Origin of the sequence: Pacificimonas pallii (assembly GCF_019204005.1) — a bacterium.
GTDB classification, from domain to species: Bacteria; Pseudomonadota; Alphaproteobacteria; order Sphingomonadales; family Sphingomonadaceae; genus Pacificimonas; species Pacificimonas pallii.
On sequence record NZ_JAGSPA010000004.1, the window covers coordinates 19,861 to 36,608 of the forward strand.

The following is a 16,748-nucleotide window of genomic DNA, read 5'->3' on the forward strand; positions in this document are numbered from 1 at the left end:
AGTTGGAGACGTGCGACCAGACAACTAGATTGACTGTATTATTTTGATAATACACCATGTTGGTGGCCGCCAGCCTGTTCAAATTCGCTGTTTGCTTCGGTCAAAAATAGCATGGGGGGCAAAGGAGATTGTATGGACAGGGATTCAATCGATTGGCGAGGATATATCCCGGCAATCACGACCCCTTTCGACGAGAACTCCGCGTTCGACGGCAGGATGTTCGCCGACCTGCTTGAATGGTTGAACCAGGAAGGGATGCACGGCGTCGTTGTCGCCGGCACCACCGGGGAATGGTTTTCCATGACCAATGCCGAAAAGGGACAGCTATTCAAAATCGCGGGCGATGTGCTTGGCGGTAAGATGACTCTCGTGGCAGGGTGCAATGCCTTCACCGCAGCGGAAGTCATCTCCTTGGCAGCAATCGCAAAGGCTTGCCGTTTTGACGGGATCCTGGTGACGCCGCCGCCCTATGTGAAGCCGCCGGATGAAAGCATCTACGCGTTTTACGAAGAGATCAATGACGCTGTCGATCTTCCCATATGCATCTATAACTGGCCGCCCGGAACCGGGGTCGATCTTTCCCTGTCGCTGCTGAAACGATTGAGCGAACTGGATAAGGTGGTCGCCCTTAAGAACTCCACCGGTGTGGAGCGGAAATTCCTCGATTCTGCGGATGAACTTCACCAGACGATCCGCATATTCGGCAGCCCGATGAACGAGCGCGGACTTGCCCTGCTGGAGGCCGGAAAATCCGATGGTCTAATGGGCGCCGGAGCCGTTCTGGGGCGTAATCAGCCGCAATTTTTCGACGAGTTCTGGCGCGGGAACATAAAAGAGGCGCTTGCTTACGGCGCGATGGACCAGCAGATCATGAATGACTGGTTTGATGATCATTATATGGCGAGATTTGGTTCCGCCCAGGCTATCATGAAAACGGCCCTCAACCTGCAGGGCCTGCCCGGAGGAAATCCGCGCCGACCGATCCTGCCGCTTCGTGAGGAGGAGGTTGCCATTGTGAGGCAGTCGCTCACATCTTTGGGAATAATTTGAAACCACGTGTTTAACCGATGAAATCATATGATGCGCTTGTCATTGGCGGCGGTTTGACCGGCTGTGCGAGCGCATATTATCTGGCGAAGCGCGGTAGCTCGGTCCTGTTGGCCGAACGCAACGAAATCAACAGTCTCGCATCCGGCCAGAACGCAGGATCGCTCCACTTTCAACTCGAACACAGATTGCTGCAACATGGCAGTGACAAAGGCGGGGAATTCGCGCGTATTCTGCCGCTGAACGCGTTCGCGATCCAGCTTTGGCAGACGCTTGAGAGCGAGCTTCGGGCGGATCTGGAAATCACGATGGATGGCGGGCTGATGCTGGCCGTTACCGACGCCGAGGTCGCGTTGCTGAAACAGAAGAATGCGCTTGAACGCAGCTTTGGTATCGACAGCGAGTTGCTGACCGCGGCGGAACTGCGCAAACTGGCACCATATCTGGGTGAGGATGTCCAAATGGCCAGCTATCTCGCCGAGGAAGGCCATGCCAATCCCCGTCTGGTCACACCGGCATATGCGCGCGCTGCGAAACGGCATGGCGCTATTTTGAAAACGGGCTGCGAAGTGGTTTTGCTGAAACCTGAAGGCACCGGGTGGATCGCCCAGCTGAGAAACAGTCCGGGTGAGGAAATTGAAACTGTCAGGATCGGCATGGTGTTGAACGCGGCGGGTGCTTTTGCCGCCGAGGCCGGCCGCCTTGCGCATCTTCATCTGCCGGTTTTTCCGCTTCCTCTCACCATGTCGGTCACCGAACGTACCAAAGCGTTCCTGCCGCATCTCCTGCAGCGCGCCGGTGCCAAATTGTCGTTAAAGCAGGTCGCCGCGGGCAACGTCCTGATCGGAGGCGGATGGTCTTCGCGGTTCGAACGGTCGAACGGCGTCCCCGATTACCGCCGCCGTCCTCGTGCGCAGCTCGACAAGATAGTAGGTAATATCGCTTTGGCGACGAAGGCTGTGCCCGCTCTTGCCGCCCTGCATATATTGCGCTGCTGGACCGGAACGGTCGGCGTCACGCATGACGAACTGCCGCTATTGGGTGAGGTGCCGCAAAGCCCGGGCTATTTCGTAGCGGTTGGCGGCTCGGGCTTCACGCTTGGTCCGGCCTATGCGGCGCTGATTGCCGAATTGATGGTGACCCGGCGCACGGAACATGACATTTCAATCTACAGTCCCGCGCGCTTCGATCATATCAACAATTTCATGGCGAGCGCCTGAACCATGGCGAAACGGATTCATGCGGGAGTCGTTCGCGGCGACAGTTTCACGCTCTTCATCGACGATATTCCGGTCACGGCATTTGAAGGCGAAACATTGGCGACGTGCCTGATCCTGTCGGGCAAGGTCGGATGCTCGACCGACCGGGAGGGAAACCGAAGAGGGCCGTTTTGCAATATGGGGGTCTGCTATGACTGCCTTGTTGCCGTGACCGACGATTCCGGTTCGGATCAGGTTCATCGCGTACGGGCCTGTCTGACACCTGCCCGGCCCGGGCAGCGCATCTCCACCTGCGGCAGCGGGCAGCCGGAATGACGCAAATTCCAGAGAGCCGAGCATATGACGTCGTGATCGTCGGTGCCGGTCCCGCCGGTCTGGCGGCCGCGGAGGTGCTGGCAGGTCTCGGCGCAAGCGTTGCCATTATCGACGAGCAGGCGCGCGCCGGCGGGCAGATCATGCGTCAGCCGCCGCGCTCGTTCATCATCCGGCGCTGGCTGCCGGGGGGACTTTACGGCGCGCTCAAGGCGCTGCTGCGCCGTGTCGAAACGCAGGAGGTCACCTGGCTGTTCTCCACCACCGTGCTGGGCATAGAACCCGCGGAGGCAGCATCCGGGTTCGAAATCAGTACCCTGTCCGGAAACACACTTGGCAGCGTGAAGGCGAAGAGGGTTCTGGTCGCGGCGGGTTGCCACGAGCGCCCGGTGCCTTTTCCCGGCAGCCTGTTGCCCGGCGTCATGGGTGCCGGCGCGCTACAGGGCTGGCTCAAGGGACAGCAAATGCTCGCTGGCGAAACCGTCCTGTTTTCCGGCACGCATCCCTTCATGCTTCTGGTCGCGTCGCAAATGATCGCGGCCGGAGCGTCGGTAAAGGCCGTCGCGTTCGCGCAGTCCCGGCGAGATTTCCTTTTCGGCGTGCTACGGCGGCCGCTGATATTGCTGACCCATTGGCGGGTGTTCCTGACCGCCGCGCATAGCCTTTGGCGGATCAGGCGCGCGGGTACGCGGATATTCTTCAGGCACAGGGTGAATGCGGCGGAGGGCTCGGCCCAATTGTCCGAGGTGTCACTCACGCCTGTCGATCATCGGGGAAGCGGCACCGCCGGTGCCGAGGACAAGCGGTTCACCGTCGACCGTCTTGGGCTGTGCTATGGCTTTCAGGTTTCGTCCGAACTGGCGCGTCAGGCCGGTGCGAAGGTGCGCTGGCTGGAAGCGGCTGGCGGCTGGATCGTCGATCATTCAGCGGCGATGGAAAGCAGCCTTTCCGGATTATATGTCGCTGGGGAGATAACCGGCATGGCCGGTGCTGATGCCAGCCGGCATGAGGGAACGCTGGCCGGACTGGGTATGGCATCTTCGCTGTCGCTGAATGGCATCGGCAAATTATCACGTGTCGGCGCGCGCGCACGGCGCGGCCTGGCGCGGGAAAAGCGGTTCGCAGCCTACCTCAATCGCCTGTCCGCTCTTCCCCCCGGACTGCTGGGCGCAATGGCCACGGAAGACAGCATTCTTTGCCGCTGCGAGAAGGTGACCTGCAAAACCGTCCGGGAAATCCTCGCTACGCACCCCGAAGTGACCAGCCCCAACGCCCTGAAATTATTGTCGCGTGTGGGGATGGGGTTTTGTCAGGGGCGCCTGTGCTATGCGAACGCGGCCGCATCGCTGATCGCCGCTGGGAGAGTGTCTCCGGAAAATCTGCAGCCATTCGAGGCGAGATGGCCGGTCCGTCCCGTGCCCGTGTCGGCCATCCCGGCGACAATATCTGATGGGCGTTGCACGTGAGGCAATGGCCGGGGACATAATGTGTTATTGAAACAATGATGCTTGCCATCCACAGTTGCGAGAATGGCTTGGGATGGCGTTTGACAAGGGGTGTTGCAAATGGCGGTTACGGAATGGGTCGCGCGCGATCTGGCTGGTTTGGCGAGACGATCCAGGCGCGGTATCCTGGTTATGGCGGCCATGTTTGCCAGCCTGTTGATGGCACAGGCGGCACAGGCGCGCGAGGCCGTCCCGGCTGGCGGCGATGTCACAGCCATCATGGCTGGGCAGATTATCGATGGCCGCGGTGGGGAGCCAATTCGTGACGGCGTGATCGTCATCAGGGGCAAGCTGATCGAGGCGGTCGGCAGCCGGGCCGATGTCGTCATTCCGCCGGGCGCGACGATTGTCGACGCGTCGGCGGAAACCGTGCTGCCTGGATTGATCGACACGCATGGCCATCTCAATCTGCGTTATGGCGCGGCCGGGCTCGACGGCGTGTCCGGCCTCAATGCCCAGGGCCAGGCACCGGGCGCGGAGCAGATGCTCTATATGGTTCGCGATGCCCGTGCGTCCCTGCTTTCCGGCGTCACGACCATGCGAATGGTGTCCGCCGGGACTGAGGACAATCCGGTCGACCTGTTCATTCGAGAAGGTATCGAAAAGGGCATCGTGCCGGGCCCGCGGATTATCTATGGCGGTACGGGCCTGACGCCCACGGGCGGCCATGGCGGATCGGACAGCTGGGTCGACGGCCCGTGGGAAGCGAAAAAGAAGGTCAGGCGCGAAGCCCTCGCCGGTGCCGAATGGCTCAAGATCCTGTTGCTCGACCTTTCGCCGACCGAGACAATGTACACCGACGAGGAACTGCGCGCGATCATCGGCGAGGCGCATCGCTGGGGCATGAAGGTCACGGTGCATGCGACCGGGCGCTGGGGATCGTCGATCAAGCAGGCCGTCCTGGCGGGGGCGGACAATATTGAGCACGCGCGTCCGATGACCAGGGAAATCATCGACCTGCTGGTGAAGCACGATGTCTCAGTCAGCCTTACGCCGCTGGTTTATGTCGGCTTCCGGCCCGACGAAAGCACATGGGACTATCTCGACAATGTCGCCACCGGCCCGGCCGACTGGATTGAATATGGCCGCAAGCATTATTTCGAATATCTTGAGAAGAACCCCGAGGTGCGGACGGTCGACCGGCCTTATGAGGATGGCGAATCGCACCGCGCGAAACGCGATTTCTTCCCATCCAATAAAACCCAGCAGGGCCAGGCTCTTGCTGCCTTTAACGCAGGGGTCAGGGTCACTCTGGGCCTGGACACGCTCTATTACGGTGCCATCGGCAATTCGATCGAATATCTGATTGAGGGCGGTTTCAAGCCGATGGATGCGATCCGTGCGGGGACGGCCGTTTCCGCCGAGGCCATCGGCTATGGCGACCGTATCGGTACGCTGGAGCCGGGAAAATATGCCGACCTGATATCGCTGCGCGCGGATCCGCTGACCGAGCGCTGGGCGTGGCACAAGATCAATCTTGTTTATAAAGAGGGTGTTCGCAAGGACACTCTATCCTGGAAATAAAGATGGAGTATATCCTGGTGAAACGTCTTCTCATGACCCTCGTCCTGCCGTTTTTGCTGTTGGCATCTCCAGCTTCGGCGCATGATGAGAGCAGCAATGTCCTTGTTGATATGTTCGCCTGGTGGAACGAGGCGATCAAGGACGAGGACGCGTTGACCGAAGACGCGTTTTCACGCTTTTTCACAGCGGACGCCGCGATTGTCGTCAACAATAAGGTGTCGGTCCAAGGCGTCGCGAATATGGTCCCGCATTTCCGGCGGATACATTCGCAGGTCGACGAAGTCGAAATCGTCCTGCCGTTCGAAATGGGTTTTGAAAGCGGCGACAAGATTTTCACGCACCATGTCATCCGCGCGCGCGACAAGGGCAGCGCGGTGGTGAACACGTCCGAACTCATGGGATATGCGCTGCTAAAAAACGGGAAAATCGAATATATTCATTTTCTGAGCATGGACACCGGCCCGGAAAGCTGAGCGCCGCGCCGTCGGCGTGAGCCAGCGGGCGGGCTGGCAATATGCGAACGGGGAATGGTTATGACCGCAATCACGGGCACCATCACCTTTTTCTACTACGAGGATCTGCCCCGGGCCGCGGCGTTCTACGAGGCGTTTCTGCAGCGCACCCCGGCGACATCCACCGAATGGGTTCATCTGTTTTCATTGGCGGGAGGCGCATCCCTCGGCCTGGTCGGCGGCGGCGGATCGCTGCGGCCTGCAAAAGACAAACCGGTCATGCTCAGCCTGATCGCCGAAAACCGGAGCGCGGTGGACGACTGGCATGGCCGTGCCAGACGCGATCGCGTGCCGATAATCGGCACGCCGAAAGTGACCAGAGTCAATGAAGCTCAGTCCTTCTACGGCTTTATCTGCGAGGATTGCGAAGGCTACGCGATCGAAGTTCTCTGCTGGCTTGCCAGCTAGGCCAGGTGGTTGCCGAAGCGCCGATGCATCAGTCAAGCCGTGTATACAGGCGATTCAGATAATCGATCAGATCAGCGAACTCGCTGGCGGAGAAGCCGTCTACCAGCTTGCGATAGACGGGTTCGGCGAGTTTTCTCGCCGCGGCGAGCTTTTCATGCCCGCTGCCGGTAAGCGCAAGCTGTCTGACGCGGCGGTCCTTACCGCATGGCACCGTCTCAATCAGTTCCGACGCGACCATCCTTTCAACGATGCGTGTCATGGTCGAGATGTTGATGACCGCCGTTTTCGCCACTTGCGCGATGGGGCGCGGTGATTGTTCGCCCAGGATCATCAATACCCGCCAGCCGGGGATGTCCAATCCGATCTTGCGCAGTTCCATCTCGATCACCGTATTGTACCTGCCGACTGCGCGGTTGAGCAGATAAAAGGGATAATATTTCACCTCGAATTGCGTCGATCCCGGATCGCCTAGCGGACGCAGATCATCAGTCACATCGTCATTCCCTGGCACATGAACATGTCGTCCCGGCAAAGATACTTGCATTTGCAAGTTTTCTCGTCCAGCCTGTTCCCGGCCTTGACCAGTGGAGGAAAAGATGTCCAGTTCATCGATGCTTGCGCAATTTGCCACAGCGATCGCCGACGGCGCGGTCCGCGTGGTCGACCTCACCCAAACGCTGTCGGAGGACACGCCCACGCTTATACTGCCGGAGGAGTTCGGTCAGTGCGCACCCTTTTCGCGGGAGGAGATCTCCCGCTATGACGCGCGCGGCGTTGCCTGGTACTGGAGCAATTTCACCGTCGGCGAGCATACAGGCACCCATTTCGATGCGCCGGTTCATTGGGTCAGCGGCAGTGAGCTGGAGAATAACGCCGTCGATGAACTGCCTGTGAAGGACTTCATCGCCCAGGCTGTCGTCCTCGACTTTTCCGCCCAATGCGCTGCCGATGCGGATTTTCTGCTCGATGTCGAACATATTGCCGTTTGGGAACAGGATCATGGCCGGATACCGGCGGGAAGCTGGGTGCTCTTTCGCAGCGACTGGTCGAAGCGATCGCCGGACGATTATGTGAACCGCCGGGAGGACGGTGCGCACACCCCCGGCCCCTCCGCAGACGCCGTGAGGTTTCTGGTGGAGGAACGCGATGTGCTCGGCTTCGGCGTCGAGACGATCGGAACGGATGCCGGGCAGGCCCATCTGCTGGAGCCGCCCTATCCGGCGCACACCCTGTTGCACGGTGCGGGCCGTTACGGCCTCCAGTGCCTGGAGAATCTCGACGAACTGCCGCCGACCGGCGCGATCGTGGTGGCTGCGCCGCTGAAGATTCGAGGCGGCTCCGGCAGTCCGCTGCGGGTCCTTGCGCTCGTCGGAATGTGACGGCATGGCGGAACGGTCGTTCAAGCGCGAAGTCCTGAAACTGGAGGCTGGCCGGGGCGCGGTGTTTCGGGGTGAAGGTATCCTTGCCGTCACCAAGGCGCTGCTGCAGTCGGGCGTTGCCTATGTCGGCGGCTATCAGGGCTCGCCGATCAGCCACCTGATGGATGTCTTCGCCGATGCCAGCGCATTGCTGGCATCGCTGGACGTCCATTTCGAAGCCAGCGCGTCGGAGGCGACCGCCGGCGCGATGCTTGCCGCCTCCGTCAATTACCCCCTGCGCGGGGCCGTGGCGTGGAAGTCGGTCGTCGGCACCAATGTCGCGTCCGATGCGCTGTCCAATGTCGCATCCGGCGGCGTGAAGGGCGGCGCCCTCATTATCGTGGGCGAGGATTATGGCGAGGGCTCCTCGATCATGCAGGAGCGCACCCACGCCTTTGCCATGAAATCGCAGATGTGGCTGCTCGATCCGCGGCCGAACCTGCCCAGCATTGTGGCGATGGTCGAACAGGCCTTCGAACTTTCCGAGGCGTCGAACACGCCGGTGATGCTGGAACTTCGGGTCCGTTCCTGCCACATGACCGGGGAATTTGTCGCGAAGGACAACCAGCGGCCGCGCATGACGGTTTCCGAAGCGGCGGCCTCGCCGGTGCGCGATGTCGAGCGGATCGTCCTGCCGCCCGCCAACTTTCTTCATGAGATTGAAAAGATCGAAAAGCGGTGGCCGGCGGGGATCGCCTTTGTCCGTGACAATCGGCTCAACGAGCATTTCGGGCCGGATGAAGGCGATATCGGGATCATCGTCCAGGGCGGCCTGTACAACAGCCTCAACCGTGCGCAGGAACTGCTCGGCCTGTCGAACAGCTTCGGTGACAGCGATTTGCCGATCTACTGCCTCAATGTCACCTACCCCCTCATTCCGGAAGAAGTGGCCGCGTTCTGCACGGGCAAGCGCGCCATATTGGTGCTGGAAGAGGGACAGCCGGAGTTTATCGAACACGAACTGAACACGCTGATCCGCCGGGCCGGTCTAACGACCCGGATCGTCGGCAAGGACATCATGCCGCGCGCTGGCGAATATACCGCGAGCGTCATCGGCGAGGGACTACGCGATTTCTTGCGGGAATGGTCGCGGGATATGGTCATTGCCGAGCGGATGCCCAGCCGCGTACCGGCGGTCGCCAGCGATATCGTGGCGCGCCCGGCAGGCTTTTGCACCGGATGTCCCGAGCGGCCGATCTTCACTGCCATGAAGCTGCTCGAACGGGAAATTGGCCCGGCCCATGTCTCGGCCGATATTGGCTGTCATCTCTTCTCCATCCTGCCGCCGTTCAATATCGGCAACACCACGATGGGCTACGGCCTGGGAAGCGCGGGCGCGTCGGCCTTCAAGGCTGGCGAGAAGCGCGCGATCGCCATTATGGGCGATGGCGGGTTTTGGCATAACGGACTGACATCGGGCATCGGCAACGCCGTGTTCAACAAGGATGATGCGGTCACGATCGTTATCGACAATGGCTATTCTGCGGCAACCGGCGGTCAGGACATCCTGTCCTCGCGCGCCGACAATCCCGCGCGAAAGACCCGAAACCCCATCGCCCGTGCGGTGCGGGGCGTCGGGGTCGAGTGGGTGAAGACCATCGACGACACTTATGATATCAAACATATGCGCGACACGCTGCGCGAAGCGATGCAGACGCCCGACACGGGTCCGAAGGTAATCGTGGCGCAGTCGGAATGCATGCTCACCCGCCAGCGCCGCGAAAAGCGGGTCGTGCGTCAGGCCCTGAAGGATAAAAAGCGGGTCGTGCGCGAACGCTTCGGCGTCGACCCGGACACCTGCACCGGCGACCATAGCTGTATCCGGCTATCGGGATGTCCGTCCCTGTCGATCAGGCCCAATCCCGATCCCCTGCGCGAAGATCCGGTCGCGCATGTTGATAATAGCTGCGTGGGCTGCGGGCTGTGCGGCGAGGTCAGCCACGCGGCCGTGCTCTGCCCCAGCTTCTATCGCGCGGCGATCATTTCGAACCCTACACGCTGGGACAGGTTCTGGGCGGCCACGCGCGGCGCCATCATCGGCTGGTTTCAAGGCCGGCATGATCGCGCCCGGCTGGAAAGGGCGTTTTAATGCCCGAACCGGCGCAGCGCGAACGGCTGAGCGTGGCGATCCTGGCGCTTGGCGGGCAGGGCGGGGGCGTGTTGGCCGAGTGGATCGAGAATCTCGCCGTCGCGTCCGGCCGGCTGGCCCAGAGAACGTCGGTACCCGGCGTGGCGCAGCGGACCGGCTCGACCGTATATTATGTGGAATTGACCAGGGCGGCAACGACGCGGCAGCCGATCATGGCGCAGATGCCGGTGCCGGGCGATGTCGACATCGTGCTGGCTTCGGAATTGATGGAAACGGGGCGGGCGGTTCTCCGTGGTTTTTCATCCGCCGACCGTACCACCCTGATCGGTTCGACCCACCGGATCTTCGCCATTTCCGAAAAATCGGCGATGGGCGACGGACGCCGCAGCAGCGAAAATATCCTAGCGGCGGCGCGGAGGAATTCACGGAAGTTCATCGGCTTCGATATGGACCGGGCCACACGGCAATCGAACAGCGTCGTCAGTTCGGTGATGTTCGGGGCGCTGGCCGGTAGCGAAGCCATGCCGTTTCCGCTCGAGGCATATGAAAACGTCATCCGCGCGAGCGGAATTGCCGTTGACAGCAATCTGGCGGGGTTCCGGCTTGGTTATCAGGCTGCCCGGGAAAACAGCGCCGCCGCCGCCGAACCATTGCCCGCAGAACCGGCACTTGCGGAACCGGTACCGACGACCGCGGCGGGCCGGCGTCTGGCCGAACGCATCGACACCGAACTGCCGCACATGGCCCGTCGCCACGCAAGGATAGGGGCGCAGCGGCTGATGGACTATCAGGATCAGGCCTATGCGGATCTTTATCTCGACCGGGTCGGCTCGATCGCGCGCCTCGATCAGGAGCCCCATAGCCTGACCGACGAGGTTGCGCGCTATCTTGCCCTGTGGATGAGCTATGAGGACACCGTGCGCGTCGCGGACCTCAAGGTTCGCTCAAGCCGAACCACAAGGGTTCACCAGGAAATTGGCGCAACCCCCGGGCAGCTCGTCTCGATTACCGAATTCATGCATCCGCGGCTGCGCGAAGTCTGCGAAACCCTGCCTGCCGCGGTCGGACGGACCATTCTTCGAACGCGGTGGATAAGCCGGTTCCTCGGCCGGTTTTTCCAGAATGGCAGGCATGTCCGCACCTCTCGCCTGCGCTGGTATCTGCTGCTGCGCGCGCTTGCCGGGATGCGCAGGTTTCGGCGGTCCTCGCTACGTTTCGTCGAAGAACAGAACCGAATCGACAATTGGCTTGAAACCGTGAAACGGGCGGTTGCGGAGGATCGCGACATCGCGCTGGAACTGGTGCGATGCCAGCGATTGATCAAGGGTTACGGCGATACTTTCGACCGGGGATTGACCAATTTCGAAGCCATTCTGGCCGACTACGAAAAATGCGCGCCCACGGACAGGTCGGCCGCGCGGATCCGCCGATTGCGCACCCTCGCGCTCGGCGATGAAGATGGCCAGGCGTTCAAGGCGGAACTCGTCGCCTGACAGGCCGGGGACGCGCCGACCGGATTTGTCCTAGATCATGAACGCCGCCGCGATTCCCACAAGCAGGGAAGCAAGCGTCGCGGCCACCACAGGCATCAGCGTGCGCCAGCCGCTTTTCATGATCAGGTCCATTCGCGACCGCATTGCCGTTGCCGTGACGGCAAGAAGCAGCATCGCTTTCGACACCGTCAGGCTGTGCTGCGCGGCCGGTGCGGGCATCTGTACGAGAGAATTGACAAGCAGCAGCGCCAGGAAGCCGGTGATGAACCAGGGCAGCGCGAACCGTTTCCACAATGGCAAGGCCTTCTCACCATTCTCCTCGTCGCCGCCGCCAGCCCGTTTCAGAAACAGCGCCGTCAGCGCCACGATGGGCGCAAGCAGCGCGACGCGGGACAGTTTGACGATGGCGGCATTGCGCCCCGCCTCGTCGGAATAGGCAAAGCCGCCGCCAATGGCCTGTGCGACGTCGTGGATCGACGCGCCGATCAGGAAACCTGCCTGCCGGTCATCAAGGCCGATTTCCGCCGCCAGGACGGGGTAGAAGGACATGGCAAGCGCGCTGGCGAGCGAAATGCCGACCAGCGTGATGGAAAATTGTGCCTGGCTGAGCCGCTCTTTCCCGATCACACCGTAAAGTGCGAGCGCAGCGGAGGCGCCGCAAATGGCCGTGGCGCCGCCCGCGAGTACGCCCGATTCAACGGGCTGCCGGACCATTTTCGCGCACAGAATGGCGGCGCCGAACGCACATGCCATTACGACCAGCAGCGCCATGAACGGCGTGATGCCAAGCGCGGCGATCTGCTGGAGCGTGACCTGCGTCCCCAGGATGACGATGCCGATCCTGAGGAGTGTGCGCGATGCGAAATCCAGGCCCGGATGTGTGCGCTCGTCGCGCGATATGAAGTTCATCGCGAGGCCGACGAGCAGCCCCATCAGGATGATCGGCATGCCATATGTGGTGCTTAGCCAGGCGGCGGCCAGGCTGGCCGTGACACAGGCAATCATGCCCGGCAACATCGCGGTGACTTTCGGCCGCGAGGTCTCCGCCTGCATCAGCGCGAGTTCACCGTAGAGATCGCCTGCAAAATAGGGGCTGGTCGGCGCGCGCTTCGTATCGACCGGTTTTACCGCCATGCGTTCCGTCCCCGTCCAGCCGGCAATATCCTCATTGCCGCTTTTGCCGAATGCGCGCTTAGCAGACATGGCGTCGTGGTCACGCAGGATTTTGGCAAAGGCGTATCGCGCGGCGCAATCGGCAGCCTGGCCCTGGCTGGCGGAACGGCGAACATCCGGATGAAGAGAGGGCGCCGGACGCGATGGCGGGTCACATGGCGGTCGCCATATCGCCGCTGATCATTTTGAAATAACCGGGCAGGGTACGGGCGAGCCTGTCCTGTCCTGCCGCTGTCAGTGTCACCACTTTCGATCGCTTGTCGGCGCCATCCGGCGCAATGTCGATCAGGCCGCCGTCGGCAAGGCGCTTCAGTGTTCGCGTCATGACCGGCTTTGACACATCGATGCGCCTGCCAATGTCGCCGATGGTCAGGCGCGCATCCGCAGCCTCGCGGTCGATGACGATCAGGATCAGGAAACGAAGCAATGACAGGTCGAACGCGGCGAAATAGGCGTCCAGCGCACGGATGAGGACACTCGCCCGCCGCATCATCGTCAGGGCCGCGGCGACTTTATCCACATCCATTTCGGGATGTTCGGCGGCATAGCGTTGCAGCATCCGCTGCGTTGGCAGGTCTTTCAAAAAGAACATCAGGTGACGCCGCGCATCTTCGTGACCTCGACCGGACAGGCCAGCCAGCCGTCATATTTCGCGAAGACGGCAGCCGTGTAGCTTTGTGCATAATGGTGATCGAGAGCATCCTGGCCGGTCCATTGCTCGATCAGATACAGACAGTGATCGTCCCGGCCCTCCAACAGCGCGAAGGCCAGGCAACCGGGCTCAGCCCGCGTCCGGGAAACGATGTCCTGAATGGCGGTTCTGGCGGCTGCGAAATGTGCGGATTTAGGCGTGATTTTCGCAAAGACATGCAAACGGTCATCCATGGCATGCTCCTTTCTTATCATGATAACCATATCGCCGAAATGCCGCGCCGCAAGAGGCGGGATGGAATTTGCGGTGGAGCGGGCGACCGGGATCGAACCGGCATCACAAGCTTGGAAGGCTGGTGTTCTACCATTGAACTACGCCCGCAAAACAGGGCCTGTGCCCCGCAAAGCGCTTACCGCAAACATGGTGGAGGGGACAGGATTCGAACCTGTGTACGCATACGCGGGCAGATTTACAGTCTGCTGCCTTTAACCACTCGGCCACCCCTCCACAGAGGTGTTCTGGCAAGGCCGCGCTAGATGGCGAAGCGCATGTTCACTGTCAACTCCATAGCGCCCGGAATGCGCGAGCGCTTGCCTTGCGCCGCGCCGCGCGCCAGATCGTTGCGGCAAACCTTCTTTTCAGGAATCAAGTCATGGCACGCAGGGGCAGGGCAGGGCGCGAGGCGTCGAAAGCGAAACGCGGCGCGGGCGCGATCCGTCTTTACGGCCGGCACGCGGTGGAGGCGGCGCTCGACAATCCCAGACGCGTCTGCCGCAAGCTGTTCGTGACGGGCGAAGTCGCGCAGAAATATCACTTGCCCTCCGATATGCCCGTGGAGCGCGGCGACGGCGCGGCGCTGGCGCGGATGGTGCCGGGCGACGCGCCGCATCAGGGCCTGGTGATCGAGGTCGATGCGCTGCCGGTGGTGCACCTTGACGAGCTGCTGAAAGGCGGGAAACCGCTGCTGGTGCTGGACCAGGTCACCGACCCGCACAATGTCGGCGCGATCATCCGCTCGGCGGCGGCATTCGGTGCGGCGGGCGTAATCACGCAGGACCGTCACTCGCCGCCCGAGTCGGGCGCGCTGGCCAAGGCGGCGTCAGGCGCACTGGAGCGTGTGCCATGGTGCCGCGTGACGAATCTGTCCCGCGCGCTCGAAGAGATCGCGGAGGCGGGCTATTGGCGCATCGGCCTGGCCGGTGAAGCGGAACGAACGCTGTCGGATGCGACGCGCGACCTGCCGACCTGTCTGGTGCTGGGCGCGGAGGGGGACGGGCTGCGCCAGAACGTCGCCGCGCATTGCGATATCCTCGCGCGCCTGCCCATCAGCGATGCGATTGAAAGCCTGAACGTATCCAACGCCGCCGCTGTCGCGCTTTACGCGGTCAGCCGATAATTTACCTTAGCATCCGGAGTTTCTCATGCGTTTTGCATTTCTAGCCGCCATGACCGCCGCGCTTATTGCGGGCTGCTCGCCTGAGACCGGCACGGATGAGGCACGGTCCGAACGCGCCGCGCCAGCTGACGTGTTGACCGCGCCAGAGGCGGTGGACGCGTGGACCTATGCTGTCCCAAACGTGGCCCGCGTGACGCATGTCGATCTGGATTTGACGGCCAACTTTGAAACGCAGCGCATGTCCGGAACGGCCACGCTCGACCTGCAGGTTGCCGATGGCGGCGAGGCCGTCGTGCTGGATGATGGTGGTCTGGAGATTGACAGCGTCACCGATGCGCACGGCAAGGCGCTGGCATGGTCGGTCGGCGAAGCGGACGAGCTGCTCGGCGCGCCATTGACGATCCAGCTGGACGGCGCGGAGCAGGTGGTCATTACCTACACATCCGCTCCCGCTGCGGCGGCGCTGCAATGGCTTCCGAAGGAAGCGACGGCGGGCGGGCGTCAGCCCTTTCTGTTCAGTCAGGGCCAGGCGATCCTCAACCGCACCTGGATTCCGACGCAGGACAGCCCCGGCATTCGCCAGACCTGGTCGGCGGAGATCACTGTGCCCGAGGGCGTGATTCCGGTCATGAGCGCGCTGAGCCTGACGGAAGATGCCAGCGGCGGGCCGGAAGATGCGGGCGACGGCATGATGACCTACCGGTTCGAAATGCCAAACCCCGTACCGCCCTATCTGATCGCCATCGCCATTGGCGACCTTGATTTCCGGGAGCTTGGGCCGCGCTCGGGTGTTTATGCGGAGGCGGAAATCGTTGACGCGGCGGCGGATGAATTTGCCGATATCGAGGCGATGATCGACACCGCGGAGGCGCTGTACGGCCCCTATCGCTGGGGCCGCTATGACATGCTCGTGCTGCCGCCAAGCTTTCCCTATGGCGGCATGGAAAACCCGAACCTGTCCTTTCTGACGCCGACGCTGATTACCGGCGACCGGTCGAACACGGATGTCGTGGCGCATGAACTGGCGCACAGCTGGTCCGGCAATCTGGTCACCAATGCGACGTGGAAAGACAGCTGGCTGAACGAGGGTTTCACGACCTATTTCGAGAATCGCATCATGGAAGGCCTCTATGGCAAGGACCGCGCCGACCTTTACGCCGATCTTGACTATCAGGAGATGCTGAGGATCCTTGATGAAGAGGGCGCCGATGCGCCGACGACCCGCCTGCACAGCGACCTTTCCGACGGACCGGCGCGCATCCAGTATTTCAAGGGAATGACCTTTCTGCGCACGCTGGAGCGCACCGTCGGGCGGGAGGTCTGGGACGCGTATCTGCGCGCCTATTTCGACCGCAATGCCTTTCAGCCGCAGACAACCGCGGGCTTTCTGGCGGACCTGCGCGCCAATCTGATCAAGGGCGATGCGGAGCTGGAGGCGAAGCTGAAGGTCGACGAGTGGGCCTATGAGCCGGGCCTGCCGGACAATGCCATTGCCCAAAGATCGACCGTGCTGGCGGATGTCGATGCCGTCCGGGACGCTTTTGTTGCGGGCGGTGCCGCCGCCGATATCGATACCCGCGGCTGGGCGACGCAGCAGTGGCTGCGCCTGCTGCGCGGCCTGCCGCGGGAACAGACGGATTCCCGGCTGCAGGAGCTCGACGAGACGCTGGGCCTGTCGACATCGAACAATGCCTATGTGCGGTCGGCATGGTACGAGATTGCCATCAACAATCGCTACGAGCCCGCCGTCCCCTCGCTGAAGGCATATCTGAATGAGGTCGGTCGCAACCTGTTTCTCAGCCCGCTTTACGAAGGGCTGGTGGATCAGGGTGACTGGGGCCTTGAAATTGCGCGGGATGCCTATGCGACAGCGAAGGATGGCTATCATCCCCTGACGCAGCGGGCGGCCGAAGCCGCGCTGGCGCGCGGCGCGCCATGATGTCCGGGGCATGAGACGGGGGCGCGGCGCGATGGCACCGCTCCCCCGGCCTCAGTCCGG

The 16,748-nt window shown here is 61.9% G+C and carries 16 protein-coding genes and 2 tRNA genes; 12 read left to right on the forward strand and 6 right to left on the reverse strand.

Features of this window, described 5'->3' with window-relative positions:
- Positions 1 to 132: 132 nt before the first annotated feature.
- The 7 genes from KCG44_RS11905 to KCG44_RS11935 all read left to right on the forward strand — a co-directional run bounded on the left by KCG44_RS11905 (position 133) and on the right by KCG44_RS11935 (position 6,528).
- Positions 133 to 1,050 carry a dihydrodipicolinate synthase family protein gene (locus KCG44_RS11905; protein ID WP_218446341.1) on the forward strand — a complete coding sequence of 306 codons (918 nt, stop codon included), beginning with the start codon at positions 133 to 135 and terminating at the stop codon, positions 1,048 to 1,050.
- A gap of 17 nt (positions 1,051 to 1,067) precedes the next feature.
- Complete coding sequence (locus tag KCG44_RS11910) at positions 1,068 to 2,267, forward strand: NAD(P)/FAD-dependent oxidoreductase (RefSeq protein ID WP_218446342.1); 1,200 nt, start codon at positions 1,068 to 1,070, stop codon at positions 2,265 to 2,267.
- A 3-nt stretch (positions 2,268 to 2,270) separates the two neighbouring features.
- Positions 2,271 to 2,582: a (2Fe-2S)-binding protein gene (locus tag KCG44_RS11915; protein WP_218446343.1), complete on the forward strand. Its 312-nt coding sequence runs from the start codon at positions 2,271 to 2,273 to the stop codon at positions 2,580 to 2,582.
- Positions 2,579 to 4,045 (forward strand): NAD(P)/FAD-dependent oxidoreductase, encoded by a 1,467-nt coding sequence (locus tag KCG44_RS11920; protein ID WP_218446344.1) that lies wholly within the window; start codon positions 2,579 to 2,581, stop codon positions 4,043 to 4,045. Before KCG44_RS11915 ends, KCG44_RS11920 begins: the two co-directional genes overlap by 4 nt.
- A gap of 99 nt (positions 4,046 to 4,144) precedes the next feature.
- Complete coding sequence (locus tag KCG44_RS11925; protein ID WP_218446345.1) at positions 4,145 to 5,608, forward strand: amidohydrolase family protein; 1,464 nt, start codon at positions 4,145 to 4,147, stop codon at positions 5,606 to 5,608.
- Positions 5,609 to 5,625: 17 nt separating this feature from the next.
- Entirely contained in the window at positions 5,626 to 6,081 is a 456-nt protein-coding gene (locus tag KCG44_RS11930) for a hypothetical protein (RefSeq protein WP_218446346.1), read from the forward strand.
- Positions 6,082 to 6,141: 60 nt separating this feature from the next.
- Positions 6,142 to 6,528, forward strand: coding sequence for a VOC family protein (locus KCG44_RS11935; protein ID WP_218446347.1), 387 nt, complete (start codon positions 6,142 to 6,144; stop codon positions 6,526 to 6,528).
- A 28-nt stretch (positions 6,529 to 6,556) separates the two neighbouring features.
- On the opposite strand, the gene KCG44_RS11940 is transcribed toward KCG44_RS11935, so the two are convergent.
- Entirely contained in the window at positions 6,557 to 7,021 is a 465-nt protein-coding gene (locus KCG44_RS11940) for a MarR family winged helix-turn-helix transcriptional regulator (protein ID WP_218446348.1), read from the reverse strand.
- Between the two features lie 103 nt (positions 7,022 to 7,124).
- Here KCG44_RS11940 and KCG44_RS11945 point away from each other — a divergent pair, with 103 nt between their 5' ends.
- From KCG44_RS11945 to KCG44_RS11955, 3 genes are read left to right on the forward strand one after another with little or no spacing between them, the layout of a single operon-like run.
- Positions 7,125 to 7,907 carry a cyclase family protein gene (locus KCG44_RS11945; RefSeq protein WP_218446349.1) on the forward strand — a complete coding sequence of 261 codons (783 nt, stop codon included), beginning with the start codon at positions 7,125 to 7,127 and terminating at the stop codon, positions 7,905 to 7,907.
- A 4-nt stretch (positions 7,908 to 7,911) separates the two neighbouring features.
- Entirely contained in the window at positions 7,912 to 10,035 is a 2,124-nt protein-coding gene (locus KCG44_RS11950; protein WP_218446350.1) for a ferredoxin family protein, read from the forward strand.
- Positions 10,035 to 11,528: an indolepyruvate oxidoreductase subunit beta family protein gene (locus KCG44_RS11955; RefSeq protein WP_218446351.1), complete on the forward strand. Its 1,494-nt coding sequence runs from the start codon at positions 10,035 to 10,037 to the stop codon at positions 11,526 to 11,528. Before KCG44_RS11950 ends, KCG44_RS11955 begins: the two co-directional genes overlap by 1 nt.
- Positions 11,529 to 11,558: 30 nt before the next feature.
- Here the strand turns inward: KCG44_RS11955 and KCG44_RS11960 are convergent, their stop codons facing one another.
- The 5 genes from KCG44_RS11960 to KCG44_RS11980 all read right to left on the reverse strand — a co-directional run bounded on the left by KCG44_RS11960 (position 11,559) and on the right by KCG44_RS11980 (position 13,860).
- A complete protein-coding gene (locus tag KCG44_RS11960; RefSeq protein WP_218446589.1) occupies positions 11,559 to 12,662 on the reverse strand; it encodes a YeiH family protein in 1,104 nt (367 codons plus the stop codon).
- A 190-nt stretch (positions 12,663 to 12,852) separates the two neighbouring features.
- Positions 12,853 to 13,293 (reverse strand): MarR family winged helix-turn-helix transcriptional regulator, encoded by a 441-nt coding sequence (locus KCG44_RS11965; RefSeq protein WP_218446352.1) that lies wholly within the window; start codon positions 13,291 to 13,293, stop codon positions 12,853 to 12,855.
- The gene (locus KCG44_RS11970) at positions 13,293 to 13,586 is read right to left on the reverse strand and encodes a putative quinol monooxygenase (RefSeq protein ID WP_218446353.1); all 294 of its coding nucleotides are present in this window, start codon (positions 13,584 to 13,586) and stop codon (positions 13,293 to 13,295) included. The genes KCG44_RS11965 and KCG44_RS11970 overlap by 1 nt, the downstream gene beginning before the upstream one ends.
- A gap of 74 nt (positions 13,587 to 13,660) precedes the next feature.
- Positions 13,661 to 13,734: transfer RNA gene (locus tag KCG44_RS11975), tRNA-Gly, on the reverse strand.
- 40 nt (positions 13,735 to 13,774) lie between these two features.
- Positions 13,775 to 13,860 (reverse strand) — tRNA-Tyr (locus tag KCG44_RS11980).
- Positions 13,861 to 14,005: 145 nt separating this feature from the next.
- Between KCG44_RS11980 and rlmB the strand changes: the two genes are divergently transcribed.
- Both rlmB and KCG44_RS11990 read left to right on the forward strand, forming a co-directional pair.
- Complete coding sequence (gene rlmB / locus KCG44_RS11985; RefSeq protein ID WP_218446354.1) at positions 14,006 to 14,749, forward strand: 23S rRNA (guanosine(2251)-2'-O)-methyltransferase RlmB; 744 nt, start codon at positions 14,006 to 14,008, stop codon at positions 14,747 to 14,749.
- Between the two features lie 25 nt (positions 14,750 to 14,774).
- Positions 14,775 to 16,688 carry a M1 family metallopeptidase gene (locus KCG44_RS11990; protein ID WP_218446355.1) on the forward strand — a complete coding sequence of 638 codons (1,914 nt, stop codon included), beginning with the start codon at positions 14,775 to 14,777 and terminating at the stop codon, positions 16,686 to 16,688.
- Positions 16,689 to 16,748: the final 60 nt, after the last annotated feature.

Bases quoted from the DNA above. Each gene is read 5' to 3' on its own strand.
- KCG44_RS11905 (WP_218446341.1), top strand. From the start codon at position 133: ATGGACAGGGATTCAATCGATTGGCGAGGATATATCCCGGCAATCACG.
- KCG44_RS11910 (WP_218446342.1), top strand. From the start codon at position 1,068: ATGAAATCATATGATGCGCTTGTCATTGGCGGCGGTTTGACCGGCTGT.
- KCG44_RS11915 (WP_218446343.1), top strand. From the start codon at position 2,271: ATGGCGAAACGGATTCATGCGGGAGTCGTTCGCGGCGACAGTTTCACG.
- KCG44_RS11920 (WP_218446344.1), top strand. From the start codon at position 2,579: ATGACGCAAATTCCAGAGAGCCGAGCATATGACGTCGTGATCGTCGGT.
- KCG44_RS11925 (WP_218446345.1), top strand. From the start codon at position 4,145: ATGGCGGTTACGGAATGGGTCGCGCGCGATCTGGCTGGTTTGGCGAGA.
- KCG44_RS11935 (WP_218446347.1), top strand. From the start codon at position 6,142: ATGACCGCAATCACGGGCACCATCACCTTTTTCTACTACGAGGATCTG.
- KCG44_RS11945 (WP_218446349.1), top strand. From the start codon at position 7,125: ATGTCCAGTTCATCGATGCTTGCGCAATTTGCCACAGCGATCGCCGAC.
- KCG44_RS11950 (WP_218446350.1), top strand. From the start codon at position 7,912: ATGGCGGAACGGTCGTTCAAGCGCGAAGTCCTGAAACTGGAGGCTGGC.
- KCG44_RS11955 (WP_218446351.1), top strand. From the start codon at position 10,035: ATGCCCGAACCGGCGCAGCGCGAACGGCTGAGCGTGGCGATCCTGGCG.
- KCG44_RS11960 (WP_218446589.1), bottom strand. From the start codon at position 12,662: ATGGCGGTAAAACCGGTCGATACGAAGCGCGCGCCGACCAGCCCCTAT.
- KCG44_RS11965 (WP_218446352.1), bottom strand. From the start codon at position 13,293: ATGTTCTTTTTGAAAGACCTGCCAACGCAGCGGATGCTGCAACGCTAT.
- KCG44_RS11970 (WP_218446353.1), bottom strand. From the start codon at position 13,586: ATGGATGACCGTTTGCATGTCTTTGCGAAAATCACGCCTAAATCCGCA.
- rlmB (WP_218446354.1), top strand. From the start codon at position 14,006: ATGGCACGCAGGGGCAGGGCAGGGCGCGAGGCGTCGAAAGCGAAACGC.
- KCG44_RS11990 (WP_218446355.1), top strand. From the start codon at position 14,775: ATGCGTTTTGCATTTCTAGCCGCCATGACCGCCGCGCTTATTGCGGGC.